Raw genomic sequence first — 24,577 nt, 5'->3', positions numbered from 1 at the left:
CACCCGGAGGGCCAATGCATGCCAATGAATGACGCACCGCCCACCTTTAGCAACTACCAAGAGGCGATCCACGCATTTCTGCAAGAGCGACTGCATGCCAAGCTGGAGAAGCTCAAAGCCGATGAGGATGGCAAACGCACGGAGTTGATTGCACAGCATCAACCCGCCGCGTGGCTGGATGACGCCGCACGACGCGTGCAGCAAATCCAGGCCGTCACCCACTCCCTCAAACCCATCCACCCTGATGCCCGGGGCACCAACCTGTATGTAGAGCCCCGTACCCAGCCCCCGCTGACCGAACTGGGCAGCCACGCGCTGGGCGAGCATTTTGTGGGCGACGTGGTGGGCAATGCGGCTGCGCTGGATGTGTACAAGCTGCTCAAGCTGGAGGTGAACGGGCGCAGCCTGCTCACCGCCCTGCTGGCGCAGGATGCCGATGCGCTGTCTGCGCTGCACACCGACCCGGCACAAACGCAGGCGCTGCGCGATGCTTTTGTGTCGCTGACACAGCCCCGCGCTGAAGGCCCCAGCAGTCACACGCTGGCCAAGCAGCTCTACTGGCTCACCGACACTGACGCCTGCGACGACTCCCACTACACCCTGCTGGCCCCGCTGTATGCCACATCGCTCGCACATGCGGTGCACGCCCAGGTGCAGGAAGACCGCTTTGGCGAGGCCAACAAGGCTGCCCGCCAGGCGCGGCGCGAGCGCAAGGTGCATGACGGCGTGTTCCACGACTACCCAGGCCTGGCCGTGCAGAACATGGGCGGCACCAAGCCGCAGAACATCAGCCAGCTCAACAGCGAGCGGCGGGGGGTGAACTATCTGCTGTCGTCGCTGCCACCGCAGTGGAAGGTCAGCGCAGTGCGGTTGCCGGTGCATGCCACTTCGGTGTTTGACCGACTGTTCATCGCCCGGCCCGAGGTGCGCCGCACGGTGCGGGCGCTGCGGGTGTTTTTGGAGTCCGCCCCCGACGCCAACCTGGCCACCCGTGATCGGCGCGAGGAACTGCTCGACGCGCTGGTGGACGAGCTGGTGTCGCTGGCTGCCGAGTTGCAACAGATCCTGCCACCGGGCTGGAGCCGGGATGACGAGCGCTTTAAAGAACTGGCCTACGAAGAGGCGCTTTGGCTGGACCCTTTACGCGCAGAGATACCCGAAGAAGCCCAGTTTGCACATGACTGGCAGTACATGAATTGGCCCGCAGCCATCGGCAAAGCCTTTGCCGGCTGGCTCAACGCGCAATTGCGCGACAAGCTACCCGTGGGTGATGCCGAAGCACGCGAGTGGAAGAAGGTGCTTCTGACTGACGAGGACGGGTTCAAGCAGCAGTTGCGCGAATTGCGCAACAAGCTGGATGCGCCCCACTACATCCCCATCCGCAAAACGCATGCGGAACTGGTAGCACTGCGGGAGGAGAACCCATGAGCCCGCAGCAAACCCAAGCCATCCTCGTCCTGCCCCACCTGTGCATCCAAAACGCCAACGCCGTTGGCAGCCCGCTCACGCACGGCTTCCCGTCCATCACTGCCTTCACAGGCGTGATGTGGGCACTGCAGCGCAAGCTGGCCCAGGCCGGTGTACCCCTGCAACTGCAGGGCGTAGGCGTGGTGTGCCACCACCATCAGGAGCAGGTCACTCAGGGCTATGTGCGCAACTTCAACCTCACGCGCAACCCGGTGGACAAAGACGGCAGCACCGCCGCCATCGTGGAAGAAGGCCGCATGCACCTGCAGATCACGCTGGTGCTGGCCGTGTCAGAAAAGCGCACGCCCGGCACCCCTGCAGCACTGGTGCAAAGCAACCAAACCCAGTTGGACGACTGGGCTGCGAAAGCAGGCCACATCCTGGCGGGCATGCGCGTGGCGGGGGGCAGCGTGCTGCCATCGCGCCCAGTGCCGGGCAAGCGCGTGCGGCCCTGGATGGCCATCGTGCCTGAAGCCCCCGGGGCGGCAGAGAAAGAGTTCCGCCAATGGCGGCGGCAGTGGCTGCCGGGCTTTGCCCTGGTGGGGCGTGATGACCTGCTGGCCGAGCGCCTGCATGCGCTGCGCACCACCCAGCCCGACGCCACCCTGCTGGACGCCTGGCTGCATGCGGCCCGCTTTAACTACGCGCCTGTGGTGCCTGACGGCGGAGTCCCAGCGCCCGACGGGCAGGTGAAGTGGGCGGACCCACAGCGGCCCAAGGGCAGCGGCTGGGTGGTGCCCATCCCCGTGGGCTATGCCGCGCTCACGCCCAGCCATGCCCCCGGCACCGTGCGCAATGCACGCGATGCCAGCGTGCCCATGCGGTTTGTGGAATCGGTCTACGCCCTGGGCGAGTGGATCAGCCCGCACCGCCTGACGCATCTGGTCCAGTTGCTGTGGCATGCCGAAGCCGACGAAGCGCAGGGCCTTTACCGCTGCCGCAATGGCTACCAACCCGCCAAGGCGGAAGGCGCTGGCGCTGGCCCAGACGGCAACTCCACTACCGACACGCTGGACGAGTTGGACGAATGGGATGACGACGAGGCCTATGCATACACCTGAGCCCCGCGTGCCTGCCCTTTCGCATTCAACACCCCTATTTTTGAAAGATTGACACCATGACCGACAAACTCACTACCGCTTCCGTCCTGGCCTTTGAACGCAAGCTGGACCCATCCGACGCCGTGTTCCACGCAGGCCGCTGGGACGACCGCGCACAGTCGCACGCGTGGCAGCCCGTCACTGTCCGTGAAAAATCTGTGCGCGGCACCATCAGCAACCGCCTCAAGGCCAAGGACCAAGACCCCGCCAAGCTGGATGCCGCCATCGAGAACCCCAACCTGCAAACCGTGGACGTGGCCGCCCTGCCAGCCGAGGCCGACACGCTCAAGGTGCAGTTCACGTTGCGCATGCTGGGCGGCGCGGGCACACCATCGGCCTGCAACAGCGCGGCCTACCAAGCCAAGCTGCTGGCCACGGTGCAAGGCTATGTGCAGCAGCACGGCTTTGGTGAACTGGCCCGCCGCTACGCGGCCAACCTGGCCAACGGCCGCTTCTTGTGGCGCAACCGCGCCGGGGCCGAACAGGTGCAAGTCACGGTGGATCAGATGCAAGGCGGGCAGGCCGCGCATACATGGTATTTTGATGCCCTGGCGCTTAATACACGCGCGGTAGATGCTATCAATACAGAAGCAAAAGGCCTGGACGAGCTGGGCCAGACGATTGCCGCCGGGCTGGCCGGGTCACAGCACGTGCTGCTGCGCATCACCGCCTTTGTACGCCAGGCTGCGGGGCAAGAGGTGTTCCCATCGCAAGAGCTGATCTTGGACAAAGAGAAGACTGGAAAGAGCAAGACGCTGTACCACGTGGATGGTGTGGCTGCCATCCACTCACAAAAGATCGGTAACGCCATCCGCACCATCGACACCTGGTACGAAGGCGCTGAAGAACTGGGCCCCATCGCGGTGGAGCCCTACGGCTCCGTCACCACCCAGGGCAAGGCCTACCGCCAGCCCAAGCAGAAGCTGGACTTCTACACCCTGCTGGACAACTGGCTGCTGAAAGACCAGGCGCCGCCGGTCGAGCAGCAGCACTTTGTGATGGCGGTGCTGATCCGTGGCGGTGTGTTTGGCGACGCCAGCTGATGCGCGAGGCGCTCTCCATGACCACGCATTACATCAACATCACCCTGCTGCCGGACCCGGAGTTCAGCCACGCGCACCTGCTGGGTGCGCTGGTGGCCAAGCTGCACCGGGCCCTGGCGCTGGGGCAGACCACCGACATTGGTGTGAGCTACCCGCAGCACATCGGCCAGCCGCTGACAAAACGCACCCTGGGCGCGGTGCTGCGCCTGCACGGCACGCCCGATGCATTGCAGCGCCTGATGGGGCAAGACTGGCTCAAGGGCATGCGCGACCACACGCAGGTGGGCGAGCTGCTGCCGGTGCCCGCCAACGCACCGCACCGCACCGTGTGCCGCCGCCAGTTCAAGACCAATGTAGACCGCCTGCGCCGCCGCCGCATGCAGCGCAAGGGTGAAACCGCCGAGCAGGCCGCAGCCGCTATCCCCGACACAGTAGAGCGCCGCCCCGACCTGCCGTTTGTGCAACTGCGCAGCAGCAGCACGGGCCAGCCGTTTTGCCTGTGCGTGGAGCATGGCCCGTTGCAGCCGCTGCCCGTGGCGGGGGCTTTCAACGCCTACGGCCTGGGGCACGAGGCGACCGTGCCCTGGTTTTAAGCAGGTTTGACCCTTTTTTACGAGGCCTGGGCATGGCCTTGTAAATCAAGCACTTACGGAACACCCCAGAAATTGGGGTGTTCTGGCTTGAACGGGGAATGTTCTTTAAAAATCAAGTGCTTGCGAGGCTAGACTTCTAGTTCACTGCCGCATAGGCAGCTCAGAAAGAAACGCTGGTGAAGCCTGTGTTCCAGGGCATGTTCACTGCCGCATAGGCAGCTCAGAAAACCCTTTGCCCAGCGAACGTCAGCACGACCAGGTTCACTGCCGCATAGGCAGCTCAGAAAAGCTGTCGCCGCCGGTGCGGTAGTGGACTGCTGTTCACTGCCGCATAGGCAGCTCAGAAAAACCGCCGCCGGGGAGTCTCATCCCTCCCTCCGTTCACTGCCGCATAGGCAGCTCAGAAACGATGTCGGCGGCCGAGCTGACGGCGGCCATTGTTCACTGCCGCATAGGCAGCTCAGAAATGAACCGCTGCCGCGAGCGCCTGCTTGATGTGGTTCACTGCCGCATAGGCAGCTCAGAAATTCTCCACAACCTGGCGCTGCTGGCACTTCACGTTCACTGCCGCATAGGCAGCTCAGAAATACACCCGCACGGCCCTGCAGCAGCTGATCCGGTTCACTGCCGCATAGGCAGCTCAGAAAGTCAGGATAGGCTTAGCCTTCTTGCGACTATTGTTCACTGCCGCATAGGCAGCTCAGAAAACTGCAGCAGCCCAGGCCATCCACGGGCGGAAGTTCACTGCCGCATAGGCAGCTCAGAAATGTCGGGCACGCAGTGCGCCAGCACGGAGAACGTTCACTGCCGCATAGGCAGCTCAGAAATCACGCTACCCGGAGCGTGATGTCCTGGTGCTGTTCACTGCCGCATAGGCAGCTCAGAAATTTGCGATCACGCTCAATCCATCGACCACCTGGTTCACTGCCGCATAGGCAGCTCAGAAATGTCGCGCAGCTCGCGCAATGCTTCGGCTGCATGTTCACTGCCGCATAGGCAGCTCAGAAATATTGGGAAGCCCTGCCGGCCATCAGCGGCAGGTTCACTGCCGCATAGGCAGCTCAGAAAACGATGGCGCGGGCCAGGGGTGGGCAGACGCTGTTCACTGCCGCATAGGCAGCTCAGAAACATGAGCAAAAGGGGGTGAGGGCGGTCTACAAGTTCACTGCCGCATAGGCAGCTCAGAAATCAAACGCCGCGCTATGGTCTGCAGCCGTCACGTTCACTGCCGCATAGGCAGCTCAGAAATCTCCGATTCACTCCTTCGATTCACACCTGAAGTTCACTGCCGCATAGGCAGCTCAGAAAAACAACCAGCGTGCCAAGGTGGACAACATCTCGTTCACTGCCGCATAGGCAGCTCAGAAACGGATGCTGGGGGACGTGCCGATGCGCTCCATGTTCACTGCCGCATAGGCAGCTCAGAAAATGCGCGAGCCGCTGCACACCGTCACCACCAAGTTCACTGCCGCATAGGCAGCTCAGAAAATCCAGACGCAGCACCTCATCTGCCGCAGCACGTTCACTGCCGCATAGGCAGCTCAGAAAGATGACGAAGCAATCGCCCACGCGATCTATACGTTCACTGCCGCATAGGCAGCTCAGAAAAATGGCATGGCTGCTCGCTGGGTGAAGCAAAAGTTCACTGCCGCATAGGCAGCTCAGAAATCAACCGCAGCCTGCGTGGCCTTGGTCAGCCCGTTCACTGCCGCATAGGCAGCTCAGAAACGTTCGCGGCGCAGTGGCTGCGCAACCTCATCAGTTCACTGCCGCATAGGCAGCTCAGAAATGCAGGTGCTTACAAACGTGAACATCGTCAGCGTTCACTGCCGCATAGGCAGCTCAGAAACAGCGATGGCATGTAGCACAGAGCAGCACAAGGTTCACTGCCGCATAGGCAGCTCAGAAAAGGCCGGCCAGCACCATGTCGGTGGTCAGCGTGTTCACTGCCGCATAGGCAGCTCAGAAAGCTTTGATGACTCCGCCTTCGCGTTGAAGAACGTTCACTGCCGCATAGGCAGCTCAGAAACTTGAGAGGGCCCGAGCGATGGCGCAGGATGTGTTCACTGCCGCATAGGCAGCTCAGAAACCTTCCAAGTCGATTCGGACAGCGGGCGAACTTGTTCACTGCCGCATAGGCAGCTCAGAAAAGCAGGTCGATGTACTTCACCTTGGCACCCGCGTTCACTGCCGCATAGGCAGCTCAGAAAATTTCGGCCCCGGTCGAAGCAATCACCATCATGTTCACTGCCGCATAGGCAGCTCAGAAAACTGCTGCTATCGCGACGCCTCGCAGGATTGAGTTCACTGCCGCATAGGCAGCTCAGAAAACTGCTGCTATCGCGACGCCTCGCAGGATTGAGTTCACTGCCGCATAGGCAGCTCAGAAAATCGCCTCAGTTGCATCTTCTGGCACCAGCTTGTTCACTGCCGCATAGGCAGCTCAGAAATGAAAAAAGAAGGCCGCGAGCATGCGGCACTGGTTCACTGCCGCATAGGCAGCTCAGAAAAGCGCCTGCGCCGCTGAGTGACACGGAGAGGCGTTCACTGCCGCATAGGCAGCTCAGAAATGCTTGCCGGTGTGCACGTCGGTGGCGTCAGTGTTCACTGCCGCATAGGCAGCTCAGAAATGATACGTCCCATCCCGCAACGCCTGCGCATCGTTCACTGCCGCATAGGCAGCTCAGAAATCTCCCGGATACGATGGGAGTCGCTTACACAAGTTCACTGCCGCATAGGCAGCTCAGAAAATGGCCCGAGAGCATCCCGCCGAGGATTTGTGGTTCACTGCCGCATAGGCAGCTCAGAAAGGAGGCAGCCACCCGTTACGGATGAAGTGGCCGTTCACTGCCGCATAGGCAGCTCAGAAAAACGGATGGCCCGAGGAAGATGCGGTTTTGTGGTTCACTGCCGCATAGGCAGCTCAGAAATTTCACTGGGGAGGTGTTGCCCCGCGTTGGCAGGTTCACTGCCGCATAGGCAGCTCAGAAATGGAGCCGCACTACTGGCTGCAGCTGGAGCACGTTCACTGCCGCATAGGCAGCTCAGAAATTTACCAATGGTCCGAGAAAGGCGGCAAGTATGTTCACTGCCGCATAGGCAGCTCAGAAAGCCAGTGCAAGGTTTGCAACGGCGGGAGCGCCAGTTCACTGCCGCATAGGCAGCTCAGTAATCAATGGCGCGCATCTCTGCGTCGTTCAAAGAGTTCACTGCCGCATAGGCAGCTCAGAAAAGAAGTCGTGGAACGACGCGGCCACCTCGGGGGTTCACTGCCGCATAGGCAGCTCAGAAATGTTCGATAGCCGCAGCCACGCCCAGCGGGACGTTCACTGCCGCATAGGCAGCTCAGAAAATGCGTTGAATGCGTTCTGCGCCTCGGCCAGGGTTCACTGCCGCATAGGCAGCTCAGAAAATTGAGGACGAGCCATTTCTCAAGGCGTACTACGTTCACTGCCGCATAGGCAGCTCAGAAATCTGCCAAATTGCCGCGCATGCGAATCAGGCGGTTCACTGCCGCATAGGCAGCTCAGAAATCAAGCGAATGGTCGAAGGCGGCAGGCTGGCGGTTCACTGCCGCATAGGCAGCTCAGAAATGCTGCACCCGCGAAGGTCAGTTTCGCCATGCGTTCACTGCCGCATAGGCAGCTCAGAAATCGATAGACGCATCGCGCGCGAGCCCTGGTGGGTTCACTGCCGCATAGGCAGCTCAGAAATGTTTGGTTTGGATCCGCAAGTCACCGAAACCGTTCACTGCCGCATAGGCAGCTCAGAAATTGTTCGCGCCAGCGATCCACTGTCTTCCGTCGTTCACTGCCGCATAGGCAGCTCAGAAAACTGCAAATAGTTGCCATGACAACACCAACAGGTTCACTGCCGCATAGGCAGCTCAGAAAAGGTGCTGGGCTTGCTCCCACCGGGTGATCGTCGTTCACTGCCGCATAGGCAGCTCAGAAAACCCAGCGCCCAGCATCTCTTAACAACGGGTGTGTTCACTGCCGCATAGGCAGCTCAGAAAAGCGTCATGGCCGCAGAGTCCGCTATCAAGTTGTTCACTGCCGCATAGGCAGCTCAGAAAATGGTGAAGGCGTTCAGCATGTGGCCACCTCTGTTCACTGCCGCATAGGCAGCTCAGAAATCGCAAATTGGGCGCTGCTGGCTGGCCGCAATGTTCACTGCCGCATAGGCAGCTCAGAAACTGGAGCGGCACCCCGCCGGGCCGGACTACGTGGTTCACTGCCGCATAGGCAGCTCAGAAATGCCACGCCGGGTAGTCCTGCAGCGCCTCGGCGTTCACTGCCGCATAGGCAGCTCAGAAAGACAAGGGCGCCGAGGCGGGGCACATCCTGGCGTTCACTGCCGCATAGGCAGCTCAGAAAACCAAGGAAGGCAAGGCGCTGCTGGCCGACCTGTTCACTGCCGCATAGGCAGCTCAGAAACTCGGAACCGTCCACGTAGGCGTATTCCACGGGTTCACTGCCGCATAGGCAGCTCAGAAAGACATGGAAACCCTGATACACGATGTCAAAACGTTCACTGCCGCATAGGCAGCTCAGAAAACGATGAAGCCGGCGGCAAAAATCACGGTGCTGTTCACTGCCGCATAGGCAGCTCAGAAAGACAGGCGGCGGCAAGACCCGCACGGCCTCATGTTCACTGCCGCATAGGCAGCTCAGAAAATCAGCCTGCGACCCTACCAAACGAAAGTCGTGTTCACTGCCGCATAGGCAGCTCAGAAATGGAGCCGCACTACTGGCTGCAGCTGGAGCACGTTCACTGCCGCATAGGCAGCTCAGAAAGAACCTTTGCTTCGCGGGCGGCCTTCTCTTTTGTTCACTGCCGCATAGGCAGCTCAGAAACTCTGCGCAGCTGCTGACCAGCGGTCGCAGCAGTTCACTGCCGCATAGGCAGCTCAGAAACATTGCGAAAACCTACGTGCGCCACTGGGGCAGTTCACTGCCGCATAGGCAGCTCAGAAAAGGGCCTGAACCGAGCCCACTTGCTCGCGGGCGTTCACTGCCGCATAGGCAGCTCAGAAAACAAAGCTGACGGTCGCCACGCAGATCACCGACGTTCACTGCCGCATAGGCAGCTCAGAAAGGCTTCATCGCCGCCCAGCTGGCCGGGTACTTGTTCACTGCCGCATAGGCAGCTCAGAAATGTAAATACCGCCAGCACGGGCCACGGCTGCCGTTCACTGCCGCATAGGCAGCTCAGAAATGCAGATGCAGGACGACATCGGGGAGGCGCATGTTCACTGCCGCATAGGCAGCTCAGAAATTGCTGGTCTGGCCCAGCAGCAGCGTGCTGGCGTTCACTGCCGCATAGGCAGCTCAGAAAAACGTGGTGGTCTGTGCACCCTATTACCCGCACGTTCACTGCCGCATAGGCAGCTCAGAAACACAACGGGCACCGGCATTTTTTCCAAGCACGGTTCACTGCCGCATAGGCAGCTCAGAAATCGTTGTAGATCAGCACAAACGTCTTGCCAATGTTCACTGCCGCATAGGCAGCTCAGAAAATGCCATGGGCCTGGGGCAGCGTCACGCCCGAGTTCACTGCCGCATAGGCAGCTCAGAAAAGCGCCTTTACAGCCCGCCGGCGCACGCCGTCGTTCACTGCCGCATAGGCAGCTCAGAAAATTCACATGGACAACGAATCCACGGCCTACGGTGTTCACTGCCGCATAGGCAGCTCAGAAACAGTGCCCCCCGCACATCAAGCCCGAACATGTGGGTTCACTGCCGCATAGGCAGCTCAGAAAAGTCAGAGTCTGGTCAGTGCCAATGCGCGTTCCGTTCACTGCCGCATAGGCAGCTCAGAAATAGGCCCGTGGCTTAAACGACTACCCCATGCTGTTCACTGCCGCATAGGCAGCTCAGAAATTGATCGCTGGAGAGCATGGCTTTACCGTAGTGTTCACTGCCGCATAGGCAGCTCAGAAAACCGGGCCGCCCTTGGCGGTGAACCACAGGTCGTTCACTGCCGCATAGGCAGCTCAGAAATGCGGGCCATCAAGGGCGACGGCGCTGAAAACGGTTCACTGCCGCATAAGCAGCTCAGAAATGCCTGAATTGCTCAAGGCCGGGAAGGTCCGTGTTCACTGCCGCATAGGCAGCTCAGAAATGCATTGCCGAGCAGTCGCGCCCCGTGCTGGTGTTCACCGCCGCACAGGCAGCCCCAGACACCTCAGCAGGTGACTCAAAATGAGGTGGGATTTGCACAATCAGGCAACCAAACGCACTCTGCGCCTCACTCCTCGCCGCGCTGCGCCTCTCCCAAGAACCCGCCGCTCTGGTGCGCCCACAGACGGGCGTAGATGCCGCCCTGGGCCAGCAGTTGGGCGTGGGTGCCTTCTTCGACGATGCGGCCTGCATCCATGACGATGAGGCGGTCCATCGCTGCGATGGTGGACAGGCGGTGGGCGATGGCGATGACGGTTTTGCCCTGCATGAGGCCGTCCAGGCTTTGCTGGATGGCGGCTTCGACCTCAGAGTCGAGGGCGCTGGTGGCTTCGTCCAGCAGCAGGATGGGCGCGTCTTTGAGCATGACGCGGGCGATGGCCACGCGCTGGCGCTGGCCGCCCGAGAGCTTGACGCCGCGCTCGCCCACATGGGCCTCGTAGCCCCGGCGGCCTTGGAGGTCGGTCAGGGTGTCGATGAAGGCGGCGGCCTCGGCACGTTCAGCGGCGGCGTGCAGGTCGGCCTCGCTGGCGTCGGGGCGGCCGTACAGGATGTTGTCGCGCATGGAGCGGTGCAGCAGCGAGGTGTCTTGCGTGACCATGCCAATGGCGTGGCGCAGGCTGTCTTGCGTGACGTGGGCGATGTCCTGCCCGTCGATCAGCACGCGCCCGCCCTGCAGGTCATGAAAACGCAGCAGCAGGTTGACCAGCGTGGACTTGCCCGCGCCGGAGCGGCCGATGAGGCCGATCCGCTCACCGGGGCGGATGGTGAGGTCCAGCGCGTCGATGACGGGGCGCCCATCGTCCTGGTAGGCAAAGCGCACTTGTTCAAAGCGCACTTCGCCCTGCGTGACGCGCAGCGGCTGGGCGCCAGCGGCGTCCACCACCTGGCGGGGGCGGGTCAGTGTGTTGATGCCGTCCTGGATGGTGCCCACGCTCTCGAACAAAGTGGTCACTTCCCACATCACCCAGTGGGCGTGGCCCGCCACGCGCAAGGACATGGCCGTGACGGCGGCCACGGCGCCTGCGCCCACTTGGCCTTGGGTCCACAGCCACAGCGCGGTGCCGCAGGCCCCCAGGATCATGCCCACCACCAGCACCTGGTTGACGATTTCAAACAGGCTCACCAAGCGCATCTGCGCGTAGCCGGTGAGCTTGAAGGCGTCCATGGCGGCGCGGGCAAATTCGGCCTCGCGGTGGGTGTGCGAGAAGAGCTTGACGGTGGCGATGTTGGTGTAGGCGTCGGTGATGCGCCCGGTCATGAGGGCGCGGGCATCGGCCTGCGCGCGGCTGACCTGGCCCAGGCGCGGCACAAAGTACCAGCAGGCCAGGCCGTAGCACACGATCCATGCGCCAAAGGGCAGCAGCAGCCGCGCATCAAAGCCCCCCGCCAGTAGCAAAATGGTGACAAGGTACACGCCCATGCCCACGACCACGTCGGTGGTGGTGAAGAGCATGTCGCGCACGGCCAGGGCGGTCTGCATGATCTTGGTGGTGATGCGGCCCGCAAACTCGTCGGCATAGAAGGCCATGCTCTGGCCCAGCATCAGGCGGTGAAAGTTCCAGCGCAGGCGCAGCGGCAGGTTGATGGCCAGCGCCTGGTGCTTGAGGCTGGTTTGCAGCGCCACCAGCACGATGCTGGCCACCATGGCGGCGGCCACCCACAGCATGGTGTTGCCCCGCTGAGCCCACAGTGTGGCGGGCGTGGCGGCGGCAATCCAGTCCACCACCCGGCCCAGCACGGCAAACAGCAGCGCCTCGTACACGGCAATCAGGGCCGACAGCCCCGCCATGGCCAGCACGTAGCCGCGCACACCGCGCGCGCAGGCCCAGACAAAGGCCACAAAGCCCTTGGGCGGCAGGGTGGGCTCGTGGGCGGGGTAGGAAAGAACGCGTTTCTCGAAAAATTTGAACAGCACAGGCAAGGGTCTCCAGAGGCCGCCATGGTAGTGGGGGACGCGCGCCGGCGCCCGCCCGGCGACATTGGCCCCAAGGCATTTTTGCTATTAATTTCATAGCTTTTAGCGCTTATCGCACGGGCACTTCAATCCTTTTTTTCACAAAATACTGCGCCAACCGCACCCGCGCATGCCCCCAAGACCTAGGGCCACAGGTGGGCAAAACGTCTTCACCAAACGATAATCGCCAATCATTCTCATTTATTTTCATCTACCCACACCATGAGCACCGGAACCCTCTCCACCCCTCGCAGGCATGTGCTGCTGCGCATTGCGGCCGCCGTGCTGGGGGGCTACGCCTTTTGCTGGGGCTTTGTGGCGCTCAGCATGGCCGGCCTGTTTGCGCTGGGCATGTCGTTCCACGACGCGGAACACCTGTGCGCCATGTTGGCTTTTTTGCTGTACGTCACGGTGTTTTGCTGGGCCTTTGCGGCCCGCAGCCTGGCGCGGGTGTGGGCGGTGCTGGCGGGTGGCGCGGCGCTGATGGCGGGCGCGGCCTCGCTTTTGCAGACCACGCTGGTCTGAGACGGGAGATCACGATGTTTCAAAACGCTCGCCAGGCGCTGACCTGGCTGCACACCTGGTTCGGGCTGGCGCTCGGGTTTGTGTTGATGGTGGTGTTCTTCTTCGGGGCGCTGTCGGTGTTCGACCGCGAGATCGACCGCTGGGCGATTCCGCAGTCGCGCTTTGCACCGCAGCCCATGCCCTCGTTTGACAAGGTGCTGCGCCCGGTGTTTGACAGCATGCAGCCCACGCCCGAGAGCGTGGAAGCCCTGCGCACCAAAACCGGCCTGCCCATGCCCGAGCGGTTTGAGACCATCCAGCGCCTGGGCGCCTACACCACCCACCGCGACCCGGTGCTGGGCGTGTTTGCAGGCTTTGAGCTGCCGGGCTCCAAGGACCACGACGACGTGGCCTGGGGCAACCGCACCATCGACCCGCGCACCGGCGCAGCGCTGCCGGACGACCGGCTCAAGGTGGGCAGCCAGTTCTTCTACCCGCTGCACTACAGCCTGAACTTCCACTGGAAGGACCTGGGCACCTGGATCGTGGGCTTTGCGGCGCTGATGATGCTGGTGGCGCTGGTCAGCGGCGTGGTCATGCACCGCAAGTTCTTCCGCGAGTTTTTCACCTTCCGCCCCACCAAAAGCACGCAACGCAGCGCGCTGGATCTGCACAACATGACGGGCGTGCTGGCGCTGCCGTTTCACTTCTTCTTTGCCTTCACGGGGCTGGTGATTTTTGCAGGCATCTACTTCCCGGTGGCGCACACGCAGCTCAACCCGCTGCACGAGCTGCACGAAAAGCTCGAAGCCGCCGAGACCGGCCTGCCGCACGAACGCGCTGGCGTGCCCGCCCCACTGGCGTCGGTCGATGCGATGGTGGCCGAGGCCCAGCGCCGCTGGGCCTCGCAGGGCATGGCAGGCGACGTGGGCTTTTTGGCGCTGCAGCACGTGGGCGACGCCAATGGCTACGTGAGCGTGTACCGCGCGGGCACCGACCGCATCGCGCTGGTGGGCAACGGCATCCACTTCAAGGCCAGCACGGGCGCGCTGCTGCGCGAAGACCCGCCGCACAGCGCCGTCAACAGCGTCAACGAGTTCCTCACCGGGCTGCACCTGCAGCACTTCAGGCACTGGCTGCTGCGCTGGATGTATGTGCTGGGCGGGCTGATGGGCTGCGTGTGCATTGCCACAGGCTTTGTGTTCTTTGTAGAAAAGCGCAAGAAGCAGCACGCCAAGCAAAGCAGCCAGGGCGCACGCGCAGTGGACGCGCTGGCCACCACCACCGTCACCGGCATGGTGCTGGCTGCGCTGGGCATTTTGATTGCCAACCGATTGCTGCCGGACGCCGTGCCCAACAGTTGGCCTGTGGGCTGGCCCAACCGTGGCAGCCTAGAGCAATACGCCTTCTGGGCCACCTGGGCGCTGGCGCTGGGCCACGCTTTCTGGCGCAGCGCGCCGGTGGCGCAGGGCCGCATGTCACCCGCGTGGCGCGAGCAGTGCTGGGCCATTGCCGCACTGGCCGTGTGCGCCGTGGTGCTGAACTGGGTGACCACGGGCGACCACCTCATCAAGACGCTGAGCGCAGGCTACTGGCCCGTGGCAGGCGTGGACCTCTTCATATTGACCGGCGCCGCCGTAGCCTTGCTGGCGGCGCGCAAGCTCACCCAGCGTGCGCAAGGCGCCCCGGCCACACCGGCCCGGGCGACCCACCCGCGCACCAACCCCACGGAGACCGCCCATGCCTGATGCAGTGATGCTTGCAGCGGCCCTGGCCGCCAGTGTGCTGGGCATGGCCTGGCTGGCCCTGGCCATGGAGACGCATTGGGAGCAGGTGCGCGGCACCGCCCCCCTGCCCGCCCGCACGGTGCGCGCCCTGCGCCTGCTGGGCGCCGCAGGCCTGGGCGCCTCGCTGGCGCTGTGCCTGGCGGTGGACCATGCCTCCATGGCGGCGCTGGTGTGGGTGATGGGCCTGGCCGCCAGCGCGCTGGCCGTGGCTTTTGCCCTGAGCTGGCGCCCGCGCTGGCTGGCGGTGCTGATGCCCTGGGTGCGTTAGAACCTGTCGAAGCGCTGCGCAGGGCTTCGACAGGCTCAGCCCGAACGGATTTTTCGAGTGCATTTCATGCAAAGAGGCCGACTCCATGATGTGCAGTCATTTTGGCCTCTAGCGCCTGATAGATAAGCGCAAGCAGCTACTAAAAAAGTAGCAAATATCCATCCAGCATCACTTGGGATAAGGCTGCAGCCCCTGCAACACCCGCACAGCTTCGGGCAGCGAATCCACCTGGGGCATGAAATGGTCGATGGTGGCGCCCAGCAGCACAGCGCACAGCAGCGCACCCAGCAGGGGCTTCCAGGTCAGGCGCACGGCGGCGGTGATCCAGCCTTCGCGCTCCACCCGGGTGGCCACCCGCGCGGCAGCCACTGAAAAGGCCAGTTCCACCGCCACGGCCAGCAACACATCCCAGCTGAAGAACAGCATGGCCAGCGCCCCCGCACCGGCCAGGATGGCGGCGCCGATCAGGAAGATGGCCACCACCGGAATGACCACCACCGCGCCTTCGTCGGCGCTGCCCAGGCCGTCCAGCGCATCCCCAGCCCACTCGCCAAGGTCTTTGCCAGCATCGGCAGCATCGCCCAGGCTGGGCGCTTCGGGCATGCGTGGGCCGCTACTGCGCGGCACGGCACGCGCCAGGTCGGCCACGTCCAGCGCCACATCCAGGGCGTCCACCCCGTCCACGTCGGCGCCCTCTTCCTCATCGTCCAGCAGCCGGGCGGCCCACCAGCGCAGCACCAGCAAGTAAATGCCATACCCCACCGTGAGCGTGATGGCGTAGCGCACCGACAGCATGTGCACGCCCGCCAGCTTCTGCCCCCAGGCGGCCAGCAGCATGCCCAGCAGCGTCAGGGTGCCGATGCACAGGCCATGCCAGCGCAGGCTGTGGCGTTGCTGCAGGTCATGGGCGACATCGCGTGCGGACAGGCGCACCGAGGTCCAGCGGCGGCGGCGTGAGGAGCGGTGAGTGGGGCGCTGTGTGGTCATGGGGCCGCACTATAAGGGGCTGGCCGCGCAAGCCCAAGGGGCAAAGTGCCCCCCCCTCCCGGGGGGCTTGGCGGCGCGGCGTTGTGGCGCTCTGCCTCAGTCCACCACCACCGACACCCGCTGCGCCAGCGCGGTCAGCAACTCCCAGCTCACGGTGCCTGCGGCGCGGGCCACTTCGTCGACGGGCAGCACCTCGCCATTGCTGGCGCGGCCCCACAGCGTGACCTCGCTGCCCAAGCCCACAGGCACACCGGCCTGCTGCAGGGGGGTCAGGTCCACGGTGACCATGTCCATGCTCACGCGGCCCACCAGGCGGGTGCGCACGCCGTTGACCAGCACAGGCGTGCCGGTATCGCAGTGGCGGGGGTAGCCGTCGGCATAGCCGCAGGCGGCCACGCCGATGGTGAGCGGCCCCTCGGCCGTGAAGCGCGAGCCATAGCCCACGGTGTCGCCCGCCTGCAGCTGCTGGGTGGCCAGCAGGCGGGTGGACAGCGTCATGGTGGGCTGCAGGCCCCAGTGGGCAGAGGTGTTTTCAGGGTGGTCGGGCGCGCTGCCGTACACCACGATGCCCGCGCGCACCCAGTCGGCCCGCACCCCGGCATCGGCGGCGTGGCGCAGGATGGCGGCGCTGTTGCTCAGGCTGCGCTCGCCGGGCAGGTCTTGCGTGGCGGTGTTGAAGGCGGCCATCTGGTGGGCGATGCCGCGCGGGCCGTCGGCGTCGCTGAAGTGGGTCATGTACGAGATTTCATCCACCTGCGGCAGCGCATTCAGCCGCGCCCAGGCGGCGCGGTAGCGGGCGGGGGTGAAGCCCAGGCGGTTCATGCCCGAGTTCATCTTGAGGAACACGCGGTGCGGCACCTGCGTCTTGTGGGCGGCCAGCCAGTCGATCTGCTCGTCGCAGTGCACGGCGTGCCACAGGCCCAGGCGCGAGCAGATCTCCAGGTCGCGCGGCTCGAACACACCTTCGAGCAGCAGGATGGGGCCACGCCAGCCCAGGGCGCGCACGCGCTCGGCCTCGGCCAGGTCTAGCAGGGCAAAGCCATCGGCGCCACGCAGCCCCTCAAACGCACGCTCGATGCCGTGGCCATAGGCGTTGGCCTTGACCACGGCCCAGACATTGGCGTCTGGCACGGCCTGGCGCACGCGCTGAAGGTTGTGTTGCAAAGCGGCGGTGTGGATGTGGGCTTGTATGGGGCGTGGCATGGGGTTTAACCGGGTGATCAGCCCCAGATTCTGGCACTGCCACCGTTTATCCGCGTGATATAACCGCCGGTCACTTGCCACGGTTTTCCACATTTAACAGGGCATCAGCCCAGCTGATGCCCGCACAAGCCCATCGATGAAGCGCGGTTTCTACACGATCATGTCGGCGCAGTTTTTCAGCTCGCTGGCCGACAACGCACTCTTCGTGGCCGCCGTGGAGCTGCTGCGGGCCGATGGCGCCCCCGAGTGGCAACGCGCCGCGCTAGTGCCCATGTTTGCGCTGTTCTATGTGGTGCTGGCGCCGTTTGTGGGCGCCTTTGCCGACGCGCTGCCCAAGGGCCGGGTCATGTTCATCAGCAACGCCATCAAGGTGGTGGGCTGCCTGATGATGCTGTTTGGCTCGCACCCACTCATGGCCTACGCCGTGGTGGGGCTGGGGGCGGCGGCCTACTCGCCCGCCAAGTACGGCATCCTGACCGAGCTGCTGCCCGCGTCGCAATTGGTCAAGGCCAATGGCTGGATCGAGGGGCTGACGATTGCATCGATCATTCTGGGCGTGCTGCTGGGCGGGCAACTGGTGGGGCAGCACCTGTCGGTGATGCTCTTGAGCATCGACATCCCCCTCATCGACACCGGTGTGGACACCCCGGCCGAGTCGGCCATTGCGACGCTGATCCTGGTGTATGTGGTGGCGGCCTGGTTCAACACCCGCATCCCGCACACTGGGGTGGAGATGCGCCCCCTGCGCACCGACCCTTCGCGCAATGTGCTGTCCAACACGCTGGCGCTGCTACCTGACTTCTGGGCCTGCAACAGCCGCCTGTGGCGCGACAAGCTGGGGCAGATTTCGCTGTCCACCACCACCCTCTTCTGGGGCGCGGGCGGCAACCTCAAGTTCATCGTGCTGGCCTGGGCTGCCGTGGCCCTGGGCTACAACACCACGCAGGCCTCGGCCCTCACCGGGGTGGTGGCCATCGGCACCGCCGTGGGCGCGGTGGTGGCGTCCATGCGCATGCGGCTCGATGCGGCCACCAAGGTGATTCCCCTGGGCATCAGCATGGGGCTGCTGCTCATCCTCATGGTGTTCATCAACAACATCTGGCTGGCCATTCCGTTCCTGATCTTGCTGGGTGGCCTGGGCGGCTACCTGGTGGTGCCCATGAACGCACTGTTGCAGCACCGGGGCCACAACCTGATGGGCTCCGGGCGCTCGATTGCCGTGCAAAACTTCAACGAGCAGGCCTGCATCCTGGGCCTGGGCGCGTTCTACAGCCTCTCGCTCAAGCTGGGGCTGTCGGTGTTTGGCGCCATCACCGCCTTTGGCCTGGTGGTGGCGGGCATCATGTGGCTGATTCGCCGCTGGCACATCAGCAACTGCACCCGCCACCGCGAAGAGGTGGAGCACCTGCTGCACATTGCGCGGCAAGACCACCACCACTGAGCCCCTGTTCCAAGCCCCCCGGCCGCACAGGCGCGGCAGGTGATGCACCGGGGATCTGCGCCACGCGGCCCAGGCGCTCAATCACTCCTTTTTTGATAGCTGCCAGCGCTTATTAAACAAGCGCTAGCACCCGATTTAATGCATAGTTTTTTGCCTGTACTGGCGTTGGTGTTCAACGCCTTTGTCTGGGGCGTTTCGTGGTGGCCGTTTCGGCAACTGCACGGCGCCGGGTTGCACCCCCTGTGGGCCACGGCGCTGATGTATGCGTTGGCCGTGGGGGGCCTGCTGCTGGTGCGCCCCGGCCTGCTCGCACGCACCTTGCAGCACCCGGCCTTGTGGCTCTTGGCGCTGTCGTCGGGCCTGACCAATGTGGCCTTCAACTGGGCCGTGACGGTGGGCGACGTGGTGCGGGTGGTGCTGCTGTTTTATCTGATGCCCGCCTGGTCGGTGCTGCTGGCCTGGCGCGTGCTGGGCGAGCGCCCCACGCGCATGGCCGTGGTGCGGCTGGTACTTGCGTTTGCGGGTGTGGCCCTGGTGCTGGTGCCTGCCGATGCCTCGATCGAGCGCCTGGTGGGCCACCTCTCAGGGGCCGACCTGCTGGCCCTGGCCGGGGGCTTTTGCTTTGCGCTGACCAACGTCACCCTGCGCCGCCTGCACCGGCTGCCCAGCGAGTGCCGCATGCTGGCCATGTTTGGCGGCGGCGCCCTCATGGCCACAGCCAGCGCCTGCGCAGGCTTGTTGGCGGGCTTTGTCACCCCCGTGCCCGCGCTGGCCACCGGCTGGGTGACGGTGGCCTTGCTGCTGGCAGCGGCCTTTTTGCTGAGCAACTACGCGCTGCAGTTTGGCGCCACGCGGCTGGCGGCGGGCACCACGGCGCTCATCATGCTGTCGGAGGTGGTGTTTGCCAGCGTGTCGTCGGTGCTGCTGACAGACACCGCGCTGGACGCCCGCACCGTGCTGGGCGGCGCCATGATCGTGTCGGCCGCGTTGCTGGCCACCGTGCCGTGGAGGCCAAAGCGCTGACGAACAGGCGCTGACAACAATGGGCTGACACCCCCGGGGCCTGTCCCGATACCATGGGCCTGCTCACCCCCCACTACCTCACCGACGGAGCCTTGCCCATGCCCCAAGACATCTACACCTTCGACGCCCAGGACATTCGCGGCCAGCGCGTGGCGCTGGAACAGTTCCGGGGCCAGGTGCTGCTCATCGTCAACACGGCCAGCGCCTGTGGCTTCACGCCGCAATTTGCGGGCTTGCAGGCGCTGCACCAGCAGTACGCAAGCCAGGGGCTGGTGGTGCTGGGGTTTCCGTGCAACCAGTTTGGCAAGCAAGACCCAGGCAGCAACGACGAAATCGCGGACTTTTGCCAGCTGAACTACGGCGTGGACTTTCCCATGATGGCCAAGATCGACGTCAACGGCGAGCAAGCCGCGCCGCTGTACCGCTGGCTGACCGAGCAAGCGCCCGGCATTCTGGGCACCAAGGCCATCAAGTGGAACTTCACAAAATTCCTCGTGGGCAAAGACGGGCAGGTGGTGCGCCGGTATGCACCGCAGGACGCACCGAAAAAACTGGCGGCGGATATTGAGGCGGCGCTGGCAGGTTAAGACGGCACGCTCGGTGGCGCCGCGCCGTTACCGGAACGATGGGGCGCGAGGGGTATGCGGCATTTTTGCCAACTGGGGCGCTGCGGCGGCTTTCGGCCAAGAGGAGCCGGTCGCGGCATATGAAAGCGGACGTTCAATATTGATATTCAGCGGATCAATCAGCGTAGCTGGCGCGGGTCCGCCGCAATAATGGGTCGGACCTCAAGAGCGCCCCCGCAACTCCGCAGGCTCTACCCAGAGTGATTGATATTTCTCTGGGGAAGTGCGAAGACCTTTGGTAGCTATGCGCGTTACTTCCAAAGACCCGACCAGGCAAGAGCCCTCCAATACTTGCAATGTCCGGCCTTCCCAGAGGCAATGTGGATAAACCTCGGGCGAAATCAGATGCACTTCGACCATCGCTGTCTCCCCAGGGCAAACGAGGCCGTGCGCTGGATACATGTGCATCCCGCTAGTCTGATAGTTTTCGTAAAGGGCGTGCTGAGGTCGATAGCCCGAGGTCACTGGCCGGTGCGACGCGAAGAGAGTAAACAAACCTTCAAAGTCGAATGGTCGATTCATGTGAATGATGCTGCCGATCAATTCGTCTTGAGTCAATGACCGCTTTGGGGAACAAGGCCAATCGGCTGCTCAGGGCCCCTTGCAGTCTTCGGCCCCTCCTTGCGCTCGCCCCCTCAAGAACGCCCATCAGCCCCAGGCGCCGCAGCGCACTCCAGCGGCGCATCGGCGGCCCAGCAGTTGCGTTCATCCTCCACCTGGCGCAGCAGGTCCGCCAGCGTTTTGCCGGGCTCTTGGCGAAAGCGCTCGGGCAGCACGGTGAAGGCGGCAATGCGGTCGATGCGAAAACCCCGAAAGTCGTTGCGCAGCTCGCACCAGGCCGACAAAGTCCACACCTTGCCCCAGTAAAAGCAGCCCAGCGGCCGCAGCCTGCGCAGGCTGGGGCGGCCCTGCACGTCGGCGTAGTCGATCTGCACCACATGGCAGCTTTGCACAGCCTCGCGCAGGGCCTGCAGCGTGGCCTGGGCGCGGGCGTCGAGCCCCACCATGGGGGCATACAGCGCCTGGGACTCGGCCGCCAGCCGGGCGGCCGGGGGCAGCACCGACAAAATCTTGCCCAGCGCGCCTTCCACTTCGCGCGCCAAGCCGGGGTCTAGCCAGGCCTGCGCCAGCCGGGCGGCGGCCACCAGCGCGTTGGCCTCGCCCTGGCTGAACATGAGCGGGGGCAGCTCAAACCCCGCCCCCAAGCGGTACCCCACACCGGCCTCGCCCTCAATAGGCACGCCCTGGTGCTGCAGGTCGGCCACATCGCGGTAGATCGTGCGCTGCGAAACCTCCAGCCGCTCGGCCAGAAAGGCGGCGGTGGACAACCGCCGACCGCGGATGAGCTGCACGATCTGGAACAAGCGGTCAGCGCGGCGCATATTCGCAATCAAAAGCCATGCTAGCGCTCTCCCTAAAAGCGCCAGAAGCTATACATTTCATAGCAATCACTCTTGAATTCCAATGTGGATCGCCACCTGGTATGGCCCGCTATACGCCTCAAAGTCGGTGCCAAAGCGGCGCTGCACTTGGGGGTTGGCTTCAAAGTAATTCCACACCGCCGTCCAGGCGTCGATGACCAGCTGGGGCATGTGGCCCTCTGACTCGAACACCAGATAGGCGCCGGCTTCGATGTCCACCACGTTGGCACCGGGCATGGCTTGGTGGTCTGCGGGGGCAGCGACCCCTGCCAGCACGTCAAATTCACCGTGCTGGTCGGATGCGTAGTGGCTGTACACCCCGAACACGCGGCCATCATCGCCTGGAGGGGGCAGCTTGTGCTCCCAGCTTTCGCTGAAGAAGCGGTCCCACAGCGCGCCGATGCGTGCGGTGGCGGGGTCGGCCTCGGCCGGGTTGGAGGTACGGGTGCGAATGCCCACCGCGCGGAATGCAGGAACAGACACCGCCCAAGGCGTGATGGCACACAACATGCAAACTCCTGTATGTTTAAACAGGTTTTGGATACTGCCTTGGGGCTACTGACACCGTTATGTCAGCAGGGTGGCAGGCGCCCCGGCCTGCCGTGCAACGCCCTGAAGCCTGGCACACACCAGGGTGGTTGCATCAGGTCAATCCATCAGTCAGCGGCGCCGCCATCTGCCTGTGGGGCAGCCTTGGCCGCTGCCAGCTTGCGGGCGCGCTCCAGTTGCTGGCCGGTGCTGCGCGGGTCCATGCCGTACATGTCGGCAAACTGCTCCAGCGTGCTGCCGCTGGCCTCAAAGGCGCGCAGCAGGGCTTCGGCCTTGGCGTTGCGGGCGGCCCATTCGGCAAAGGCTTCTTCCAGGATGGCGTTGGCAGCGTCGTCGCGGCCCACCACCAGCTCGGTGTAGGCCTCGCGGGTGAGTCCTGAGGCCTCGAACGCGGCGATCATGCGGTTGCGCAGCTTGGGCAGCAGGTCTTCGGTGGGGCGGCCCTTTTGGTTCTTGCGGCGGCGGTACACCTCCAGCAAGGCATGGTGCACATGCTCGGGCGCCATGGCTTCCACGGGTTGGCCTTGCAGGTCGTGGCGCTGCTCGCCAGCGGCCACGGTTTGCAGGTAGCGGGTCGAGCGGGTGTGGATGCCCAGCGCCACCTTGAGCGCTTCGCGCTCGAACAGTTCGGGATGAGCGGCCAGCAGGTCTTGGAAGATGCCGCGCTTGAGGGGGCGGAACACCGCGCCGAACAGGTGCGGGTACAGGCCAGCCAACTGCTCCAGTGCAGGGTGCACGCGCTGGGGGGCGGGCGCCTGGGCGGCGGCGGGCGCGCCTTCAGCGTTGCGGCCACCGCGGTCTTTGCCGCCACGGCGGCCCCGGTTGCGGGCAGCACGCCCTGCGGCGTTGCCAGCGCGGTCTGCGGCGGCAGCGCCTTCTGGTGTCGTTGCGGTGGCGCTCTCACTGGCGGCCCCAGCGAGGGCGGCCCCAGCATGGGCGGCCCCAGCATCTGCGGGCAGGGGGGCGGCAACGACTTCAGGCACGGATTCGGTCATAGCGATCAAAGTCCTTCAGGGGACGGGGGAGCAACAAACCCTCCATCATGCCACCGATGGCCTTTCGCGCACCCTGGGTGCCCCTCTGGCAGGACATCAGACCAGAGTTTGGGGAGGCTGCGCCAAGTGCAGCGACTGCCATAAGGGCGACAACATCTCGCGCTCCAGCGGCGAGACGCGCTCGGCCAGCAGCAGGCATTCGCGGTCCAGATCGCGCAGGCGTTGTCCCAGCTCGCGGTCGGCCATGTGCAGCTCCAGCCTCTCGCGCGCGGTGATCTCGGCGTGCTGCGCGCCCCAGTACCCCAGCGAGTTCCAGGCCACCTTCAGGCGCTCCAGCCGCGTGCTGGCGATGTCGGCAATCTCCAGCGCCGGGGCCTCGCCGCCCAGGGCCTGCAGCTGCGCATGCAGCTCAGAGGCCAGGGCCGCGCGCTGCTGGATCTCGGCCAGGGGGTTGCACACGAGGGAGTCGGGGGCGGGCACATCGGCCACAGCGGGCTCGGCCACGCGGCGCGCCATGTCGCTGATGAAGCCTATGTACTGCGGATCAAACTCGCCGGGCAGCACCCGCAGGGCAAAGCTGGCACGGGTCAGCGGCGCAGACTGCGCCCGGGCGATGCCCAAGGTCACCTCGGTCACGGCCAGCATGCGGCCCAGGGGCGACAAATCGGGCTGGCGCAGCCGCGCGGGGTAGCCCGCGCCATTGAGCCGCTCGTGGTGCTCGCCCACGGCGCGGCCAATGGCACGCGGGTAATCGGTGGTGCTGTCCAGCAGCAGTTGCGCCACGCGGGGGTGCACCACCAGGTGCTTGTGGCCCAGCAGGTCCATGCTGCGGCCGGGGTCCAGGTACTCGGGCTGGATGTAGATCTCGCCAATGTCGTGCAGCAGCCCGGCGAGCATGGCCATGCGCACGTCCATGGCCTGGCCCAGGTACTTGGTGGCAAGCGCGCCCATCAAGGCCATGGCCTGCACGGCGTGGGTCACCATCTCGGGTCGGTTGGCCAGGGCGGTGGTCAGCAGCAACTGGGCCACCGAGTGCAGGGGCAGCTGGCGCAACTGCTGGCCCACCCCCTCGGCCCAGGGCCGCAAGCCCTGCACCAGCGGCGTGGGCTCGGCCATGAAGCGCTCAAAATCTTCCTGCAGCGTGATCAGGCTCACGCCGTCTTCAGCGGCCAGGCACGATTCGAGCGGCTTGCTGAGCTTGCGCTCGAGCAGGCGCTGCTGCAGGCTGGCCGACACCGGCTGGTTCTTGGCCCAGAGCTTGACGCCCCGTACATCGACGATGTCCTCGGACGCGACGATGCTGTAGATCTCGGCGGCCCGCACGATGGCGTTCAGCGCCACCGGGTTGGCGGTGCTGCCCGCGTGCGAATCCTCTGGGTCTTCCCTGGTCTGTGCGTTTGGCATCTTGTGGCGGTCCTCACCGGTATGCAGGCT

General features: G+C 64.2%; 17 protein-coding genes and 1 CRISPR repeat array. Of the genes, 10 read left to right on the top strand and 7 right to left on the bottom strand.

The window, feature by feature from the left end; all coding sequences use genetic code 11:
• The first annotated feature begins 18 nt into the window (after positions 1–18).
• The 4 genes from csy1 to cas6f are packed head-to-tail and all read left to right on the top strand — an operon-like array spanning position 19 to position 4,203.
• Positions 19–1,428, top strand: coding sequence for a type I-F CRISPR-associated protein Csy1 (gene csy1, locus CLU88_RS16380; protein WP_233205508.1), 1,410 nt, complete (start codon positions 19–21; stop codon positions 1,426–1,428).
• On the top strand, positions 1,425–2,528 hold the full coding sequence (csy2, locus tag CLU88_RS16375) for a type I-F CRISPR-associated protein Csy2 (RefSeq protein ID WP_099657498.1): 1,104 nt from the start codon (positions 1,425–1,427) through the stop codon (positions 2,526–2,528). Before csy1 ends, csy2 begins: the two co-directional genes overlap by 4 nt.
• A gap of 56 nt (positions 2,529–2,584) precedes the next feature.
• Positions 2,585–3,610 (top strand): type I-F CRISPR-associated protein Csy3, encoded by a 1,026-nt coding sequence (csy3, locus tag CLU88_RS16370; RefSeq protein ID WP_099657497.1) that lies wholly within the window; start codon positions 2,585–2,587, stop codon positions 3,608–3,610.
• 17 nt (positions 3,611–3,627) lie between these two features.
• Positions 3,628–4,203, top strand: coding sequence for a type I-F CRISPR-associated endoribonuclease Cas6/Csy4 (cas6f, locus tag CLU88_RS16365; protein ID WP_099658950.1), 576 nt, complete (start codon positions 3,628–3,630; stop codon positions 4,201–4,203).
• 139 nt (positions 4,204–4,342) lie between these two features.
• Positions 4,343–10,386: a CRISPR direct-repeat array (repeat unit 28 nt; unit sequence GTTCACTGCCGCATAGGCAGCTCAGAAA).
• A 66-nt stretch (positions 10,387–10,452) separates the two neighbouring features.
• On the opposite strand, the gene CLU88_RS16360 is transcribed toward cas6f, so the two are convergent.
• Positions 10,453–12,297, bottom strand: a complete 1,845-nt coding sequence (locus tag CLU88_RS16360; protein WP_199173538.1) for an ABC transporter ATP-binding protein — start codon at positions 12,295–12,297, stop codon at positions 10,453–10,455.
• Positions 12,298–12,561: 264 nt separating this feature from the next.
• Here CLU88_RS16360 and CLU88_RS16355 point away from each other — a divergent pair, with 264 nt between their 5' ends.
• From CLU88_RS16355 to CLU88_RS16345, 3 genes are read left to right on the top strand one after another with little or no spacing between them, the layout of a single operon-like run.
• Positions 12,562–12,864, top strand: coding sequence for an iron uptake protein (locus CLU88_RS16355; protein WP_099657495.1), 303 nt, complete (start codon positions 12,562–12,564; stop codon positions 12,862–12,864).
• A 14-nt stretch (positions 12,865–12,878) separates the two neighbouring features.
• The gene (locus tag CLU88_RS16350) at positions 12,879–14,591 is read left to right on the top strand and encodes a PepSY domain-containing protein (protein WP_099657494.1); all 1,713 of its coding nucleotides are present in this window, start codon (positions 12,879–12,881) and stop codon (positions 14,589–14,591) included.
• Entirely contained in the window at positions 14,584–14,898 is a 315-nt protein-coding gene (locus CLU88_RS16345; protein ID WP_099657493.1) for a DUF3325 domain-containing protein, read from the top strand. Before CLU88_RS16350 ends, CLU88_RS16345 begins: the two co-directional genes overlap by 8 nt.
• Before the next feature lie 168 nt (positions 14,899–15,066).
• On the opposite strand, the gene CLU88_RS16340 is transcribed toward CLU88_RS16345, so the two are convergent.
• The gene (locus CLU88_RS16340) at positions 15,067–15,885 is read right to left on the bottom strand and encodes a hypothetical protein (protein WP_099657492.1); all 819 of its coding nucleotides are present in this window, start codon (positions 15,883–15,885) and stop codon (positions 15,067–15,069) included.
• Positions 15,886–15,981: 96 nt separating this feature from the next.
• Complete coding sequence (gene alr, locus CLU88_RS16335) at positions 15,982–17,088, bottom strand: alanine racemase (RefSeq protein WP_099657491.1); 1,107 nt, start codon at positions 17,086–17,088, stop codon at positions 15,982–15,984.
• Positions 17,089–17,224: 136 nt separating this feature from the next.
• Here alr and lplT point away from each other — a divergent pair, with 136 nt between their 5' ends.
• The 3 genes from lplT to CLU88_RS16320 all read left to right on the top strand — a co-directional run bounded on the left by lplT (position 17,225) and on the right by CLU88_RS16320 (position 20,139).
• Positions 17,225–18,529, top strand: coding sequence for a lysophospholipid transporter LplT (lplT, locus tag CLU88_RS16330; RefSeq protein ID WP_099657490.1), 1,305 nt, complete (start codon positions 17,225–17,227; stop codon positions 18,527–18,529).
• A gap of 138 nt (positions 18,530–18,667) precedes the next feature.
• Positions 18,668–19,552, top strand: coding sequence for a DMT family transporter (locus CLU88_RS16325; protein WP_099657489.1), 885 nt, complete (start codon positions 18,668–18,670; stop codon positions 19,550–19,552).
• Between the two features lie 98 nt (positions 19,553–19,650).
• Positions 19,651–20,139: a glutathione peroxidase gene (locus CLU88_RS16320; protein ID WP_099658949.1), complete on the top strand. Its 489-nt coding sequence runs from the start codon at positions 19,651–19,653 to the stop codon at positions 20,137–20,139.
• A gap of 674 nt (positions 20,140–20,813) precedes the next feature.
• On the opposite strand, the gene CLU88_RS16315 is transcribed toward CLU88_RS16320, so the two are convergent.
• From CLU88_RS16315 to CLU88_RS16300, 4 genes are all read right to left on the bottom strand, one after another.
• Positions 20,814–21,560, bottom strand: coding sequence for a YafY family protein (locus tag CLU88_RS16315; RefSeq protein ID WP_233205507.1), 747 nt, complete (start codon positions 21,558–21,560; stop codon positions 20,814–20,816).
• Between the two features lie 66 nt (positions 21,561–21,626).
• Complete coding sequence (locus CLU88_RS16310) at positions 21,627–22,109, bottom strand: GyrI-like domain-containing protein (RefSeq protein ID WP_099657488.1); 483 nt, start codon at positions 22,107–22,109, stop codon at positions 21,627–21,629.
• A gap of 146 nt (positions 22,110–22,255) precedes the next feature.
• Positions 22,256–23,143, bottom strand: coding sequence for a ProQ/FINO family protein (locus tag CLU88_RS16305; protein WP_099657487.1), 888 nt, complete (start codon positions 23,141–23,143; stop codon positions 22,256–22,258).
• Between the two features lie 96 nt (positions 23,144–23,239).
• Complete coding sequence (locus tag CLU88_RS16300) at positions 23,240–24,547, bottom strand: HD-GYP domain-containing protein (RefSeq protein ID WP_143226035.1); 1,308 nt, start codon at positions 24,545–24,547, stop codon at positions 23,240–23,242.
• Positions 24,548–24,577: the final 30 nt, after the last annotated feature.

It is taken from the genome of Acidovorax sp. 56 (genome assembly GCF_002749705.1).
In the GTDB taxonomy this organism is placed as follows: domain Bacteria; phylum Pseudomonadota; class Gammaproteobacteria; order Burkholderiales; family Burkholderiaceae_C; genus Acidovorax.
This window is presented reverse-complemented; position numbering and strand designations above follow the sequence as displayed.

Excerpts from the sequence above, each read along its gene's own strand:
- CLU88_RS16355 (WP_099657495.1), top strand. The coding sequence starts at position 12,562 with ATGAGCACCGGAACCCTCTCCACCCCTCGCAGGCATGTGCTGCTGCGC.
- csy1 (WP_233205508.1), top strand. The coding sequence starts at position 19 with ATGCCAATGAATGACGCACCGCCCACCTTTAGCAACTACCAAGAGGCG.
- CLU88_RS16345 (WP_099657493.1), top strand. The coding sequence starts at position 14,584 with ATGCCTGATGCAGTGATGCTTGCAGCGGCCCTGGCCGCCAGTGTGCTG.
- CLU88_RS16300 (WP_143226035.1), bottom strand. The coding sequence starts at position 24,547 with ATGCCAAACGCACAGACCAGGGAAGACCCAGAGGATTCGCACGCGGGC.
- CLU88_RS16325 (WP_099657489.1), top strand. The coding sequence starts at position 18,668 with ATGCATAGTTTTTTGCCTGTACTGGCGTTGGTGTTCAACGCCTTTGTC.
- lplT (WP_099657490.1), top strand. The coding sequence starts at position 17,225 with ATGAAGCGCGGTTTCTACACGATCATGTCGGCGCAGTTTTTCAGCTCG.
- CLU88_RS16340 (WP_099657492.1), bottom strand. The coding sequence starts at position 15,885 with ATGACCACACAGCGCCCCACTCACCGCTCCTCACGCCGCCGCCGCTGG.
- CLU88_RS16310 (WP_099657488.1), bottom strand. The coding sequence starts at position 22,109 with ATGTTGTGTGCCATCACGCCTTGGGCGGTGTCTGTTCCTGCATTCCGC.
- CLU88_RS16305 (WP_099657487.1), bottom strand. The coding sequence starts at position 23,143 with ATGACCGAATCCGTGCCTGAAGTCGTTGCCGCCCCCCTGCCCGCAGAT.
- csy3 (WP_099657497.1), top strand. The coding sequence starts at position 2,585 with ATGACCGACAAACTCACTACCGCTTCCGTCCTGGCCTTTGAACGCAAG.
- CLU88_RS16350 (WP_099657494.1), top strand. The coding sequence starts at position 12,879 with ATGTTTCAAAACGCTCGCCAGGCGCTGACCTGGCTGCACACCTGGTTC.
- CLU88_RS16320 (WP_099658949.1), top strand. The coding sequence starts at position 19,651 with ATGCCCCAAGACATCTACACCTTCGACGCCCAGGACATTCGCGGCCAG.
- cas6f (WP_099658950.1), top strand. The coding sequence starts at position 3,628 with ATGACCACGCATTACATCAACATCACCCTGCTGCCGGACCCGGAGTTC.
- alr (WP_099657491.1), bottom strand. The coding sequence starts at position 17,088 with ATGCCACGCCCCATACAAGCCCACATCCACACCGCCGCTTTGCAACAC.
- CLU88_RS16315 (WP_233205507.1), bottom strand. The coding sequence starts at position 21,560 with ATGCGCCGCGCTGACCGCTTGTTCCAGATCGTGCAGCTCATCCGCGGT.
- csy2 (WP_099657498.1), top strand. The coding sequence starts at position 1,425 with ATGAGCCCGCAGCAAACCCAAGCCATCCTCGTCCTGCCCCACCTGTGC.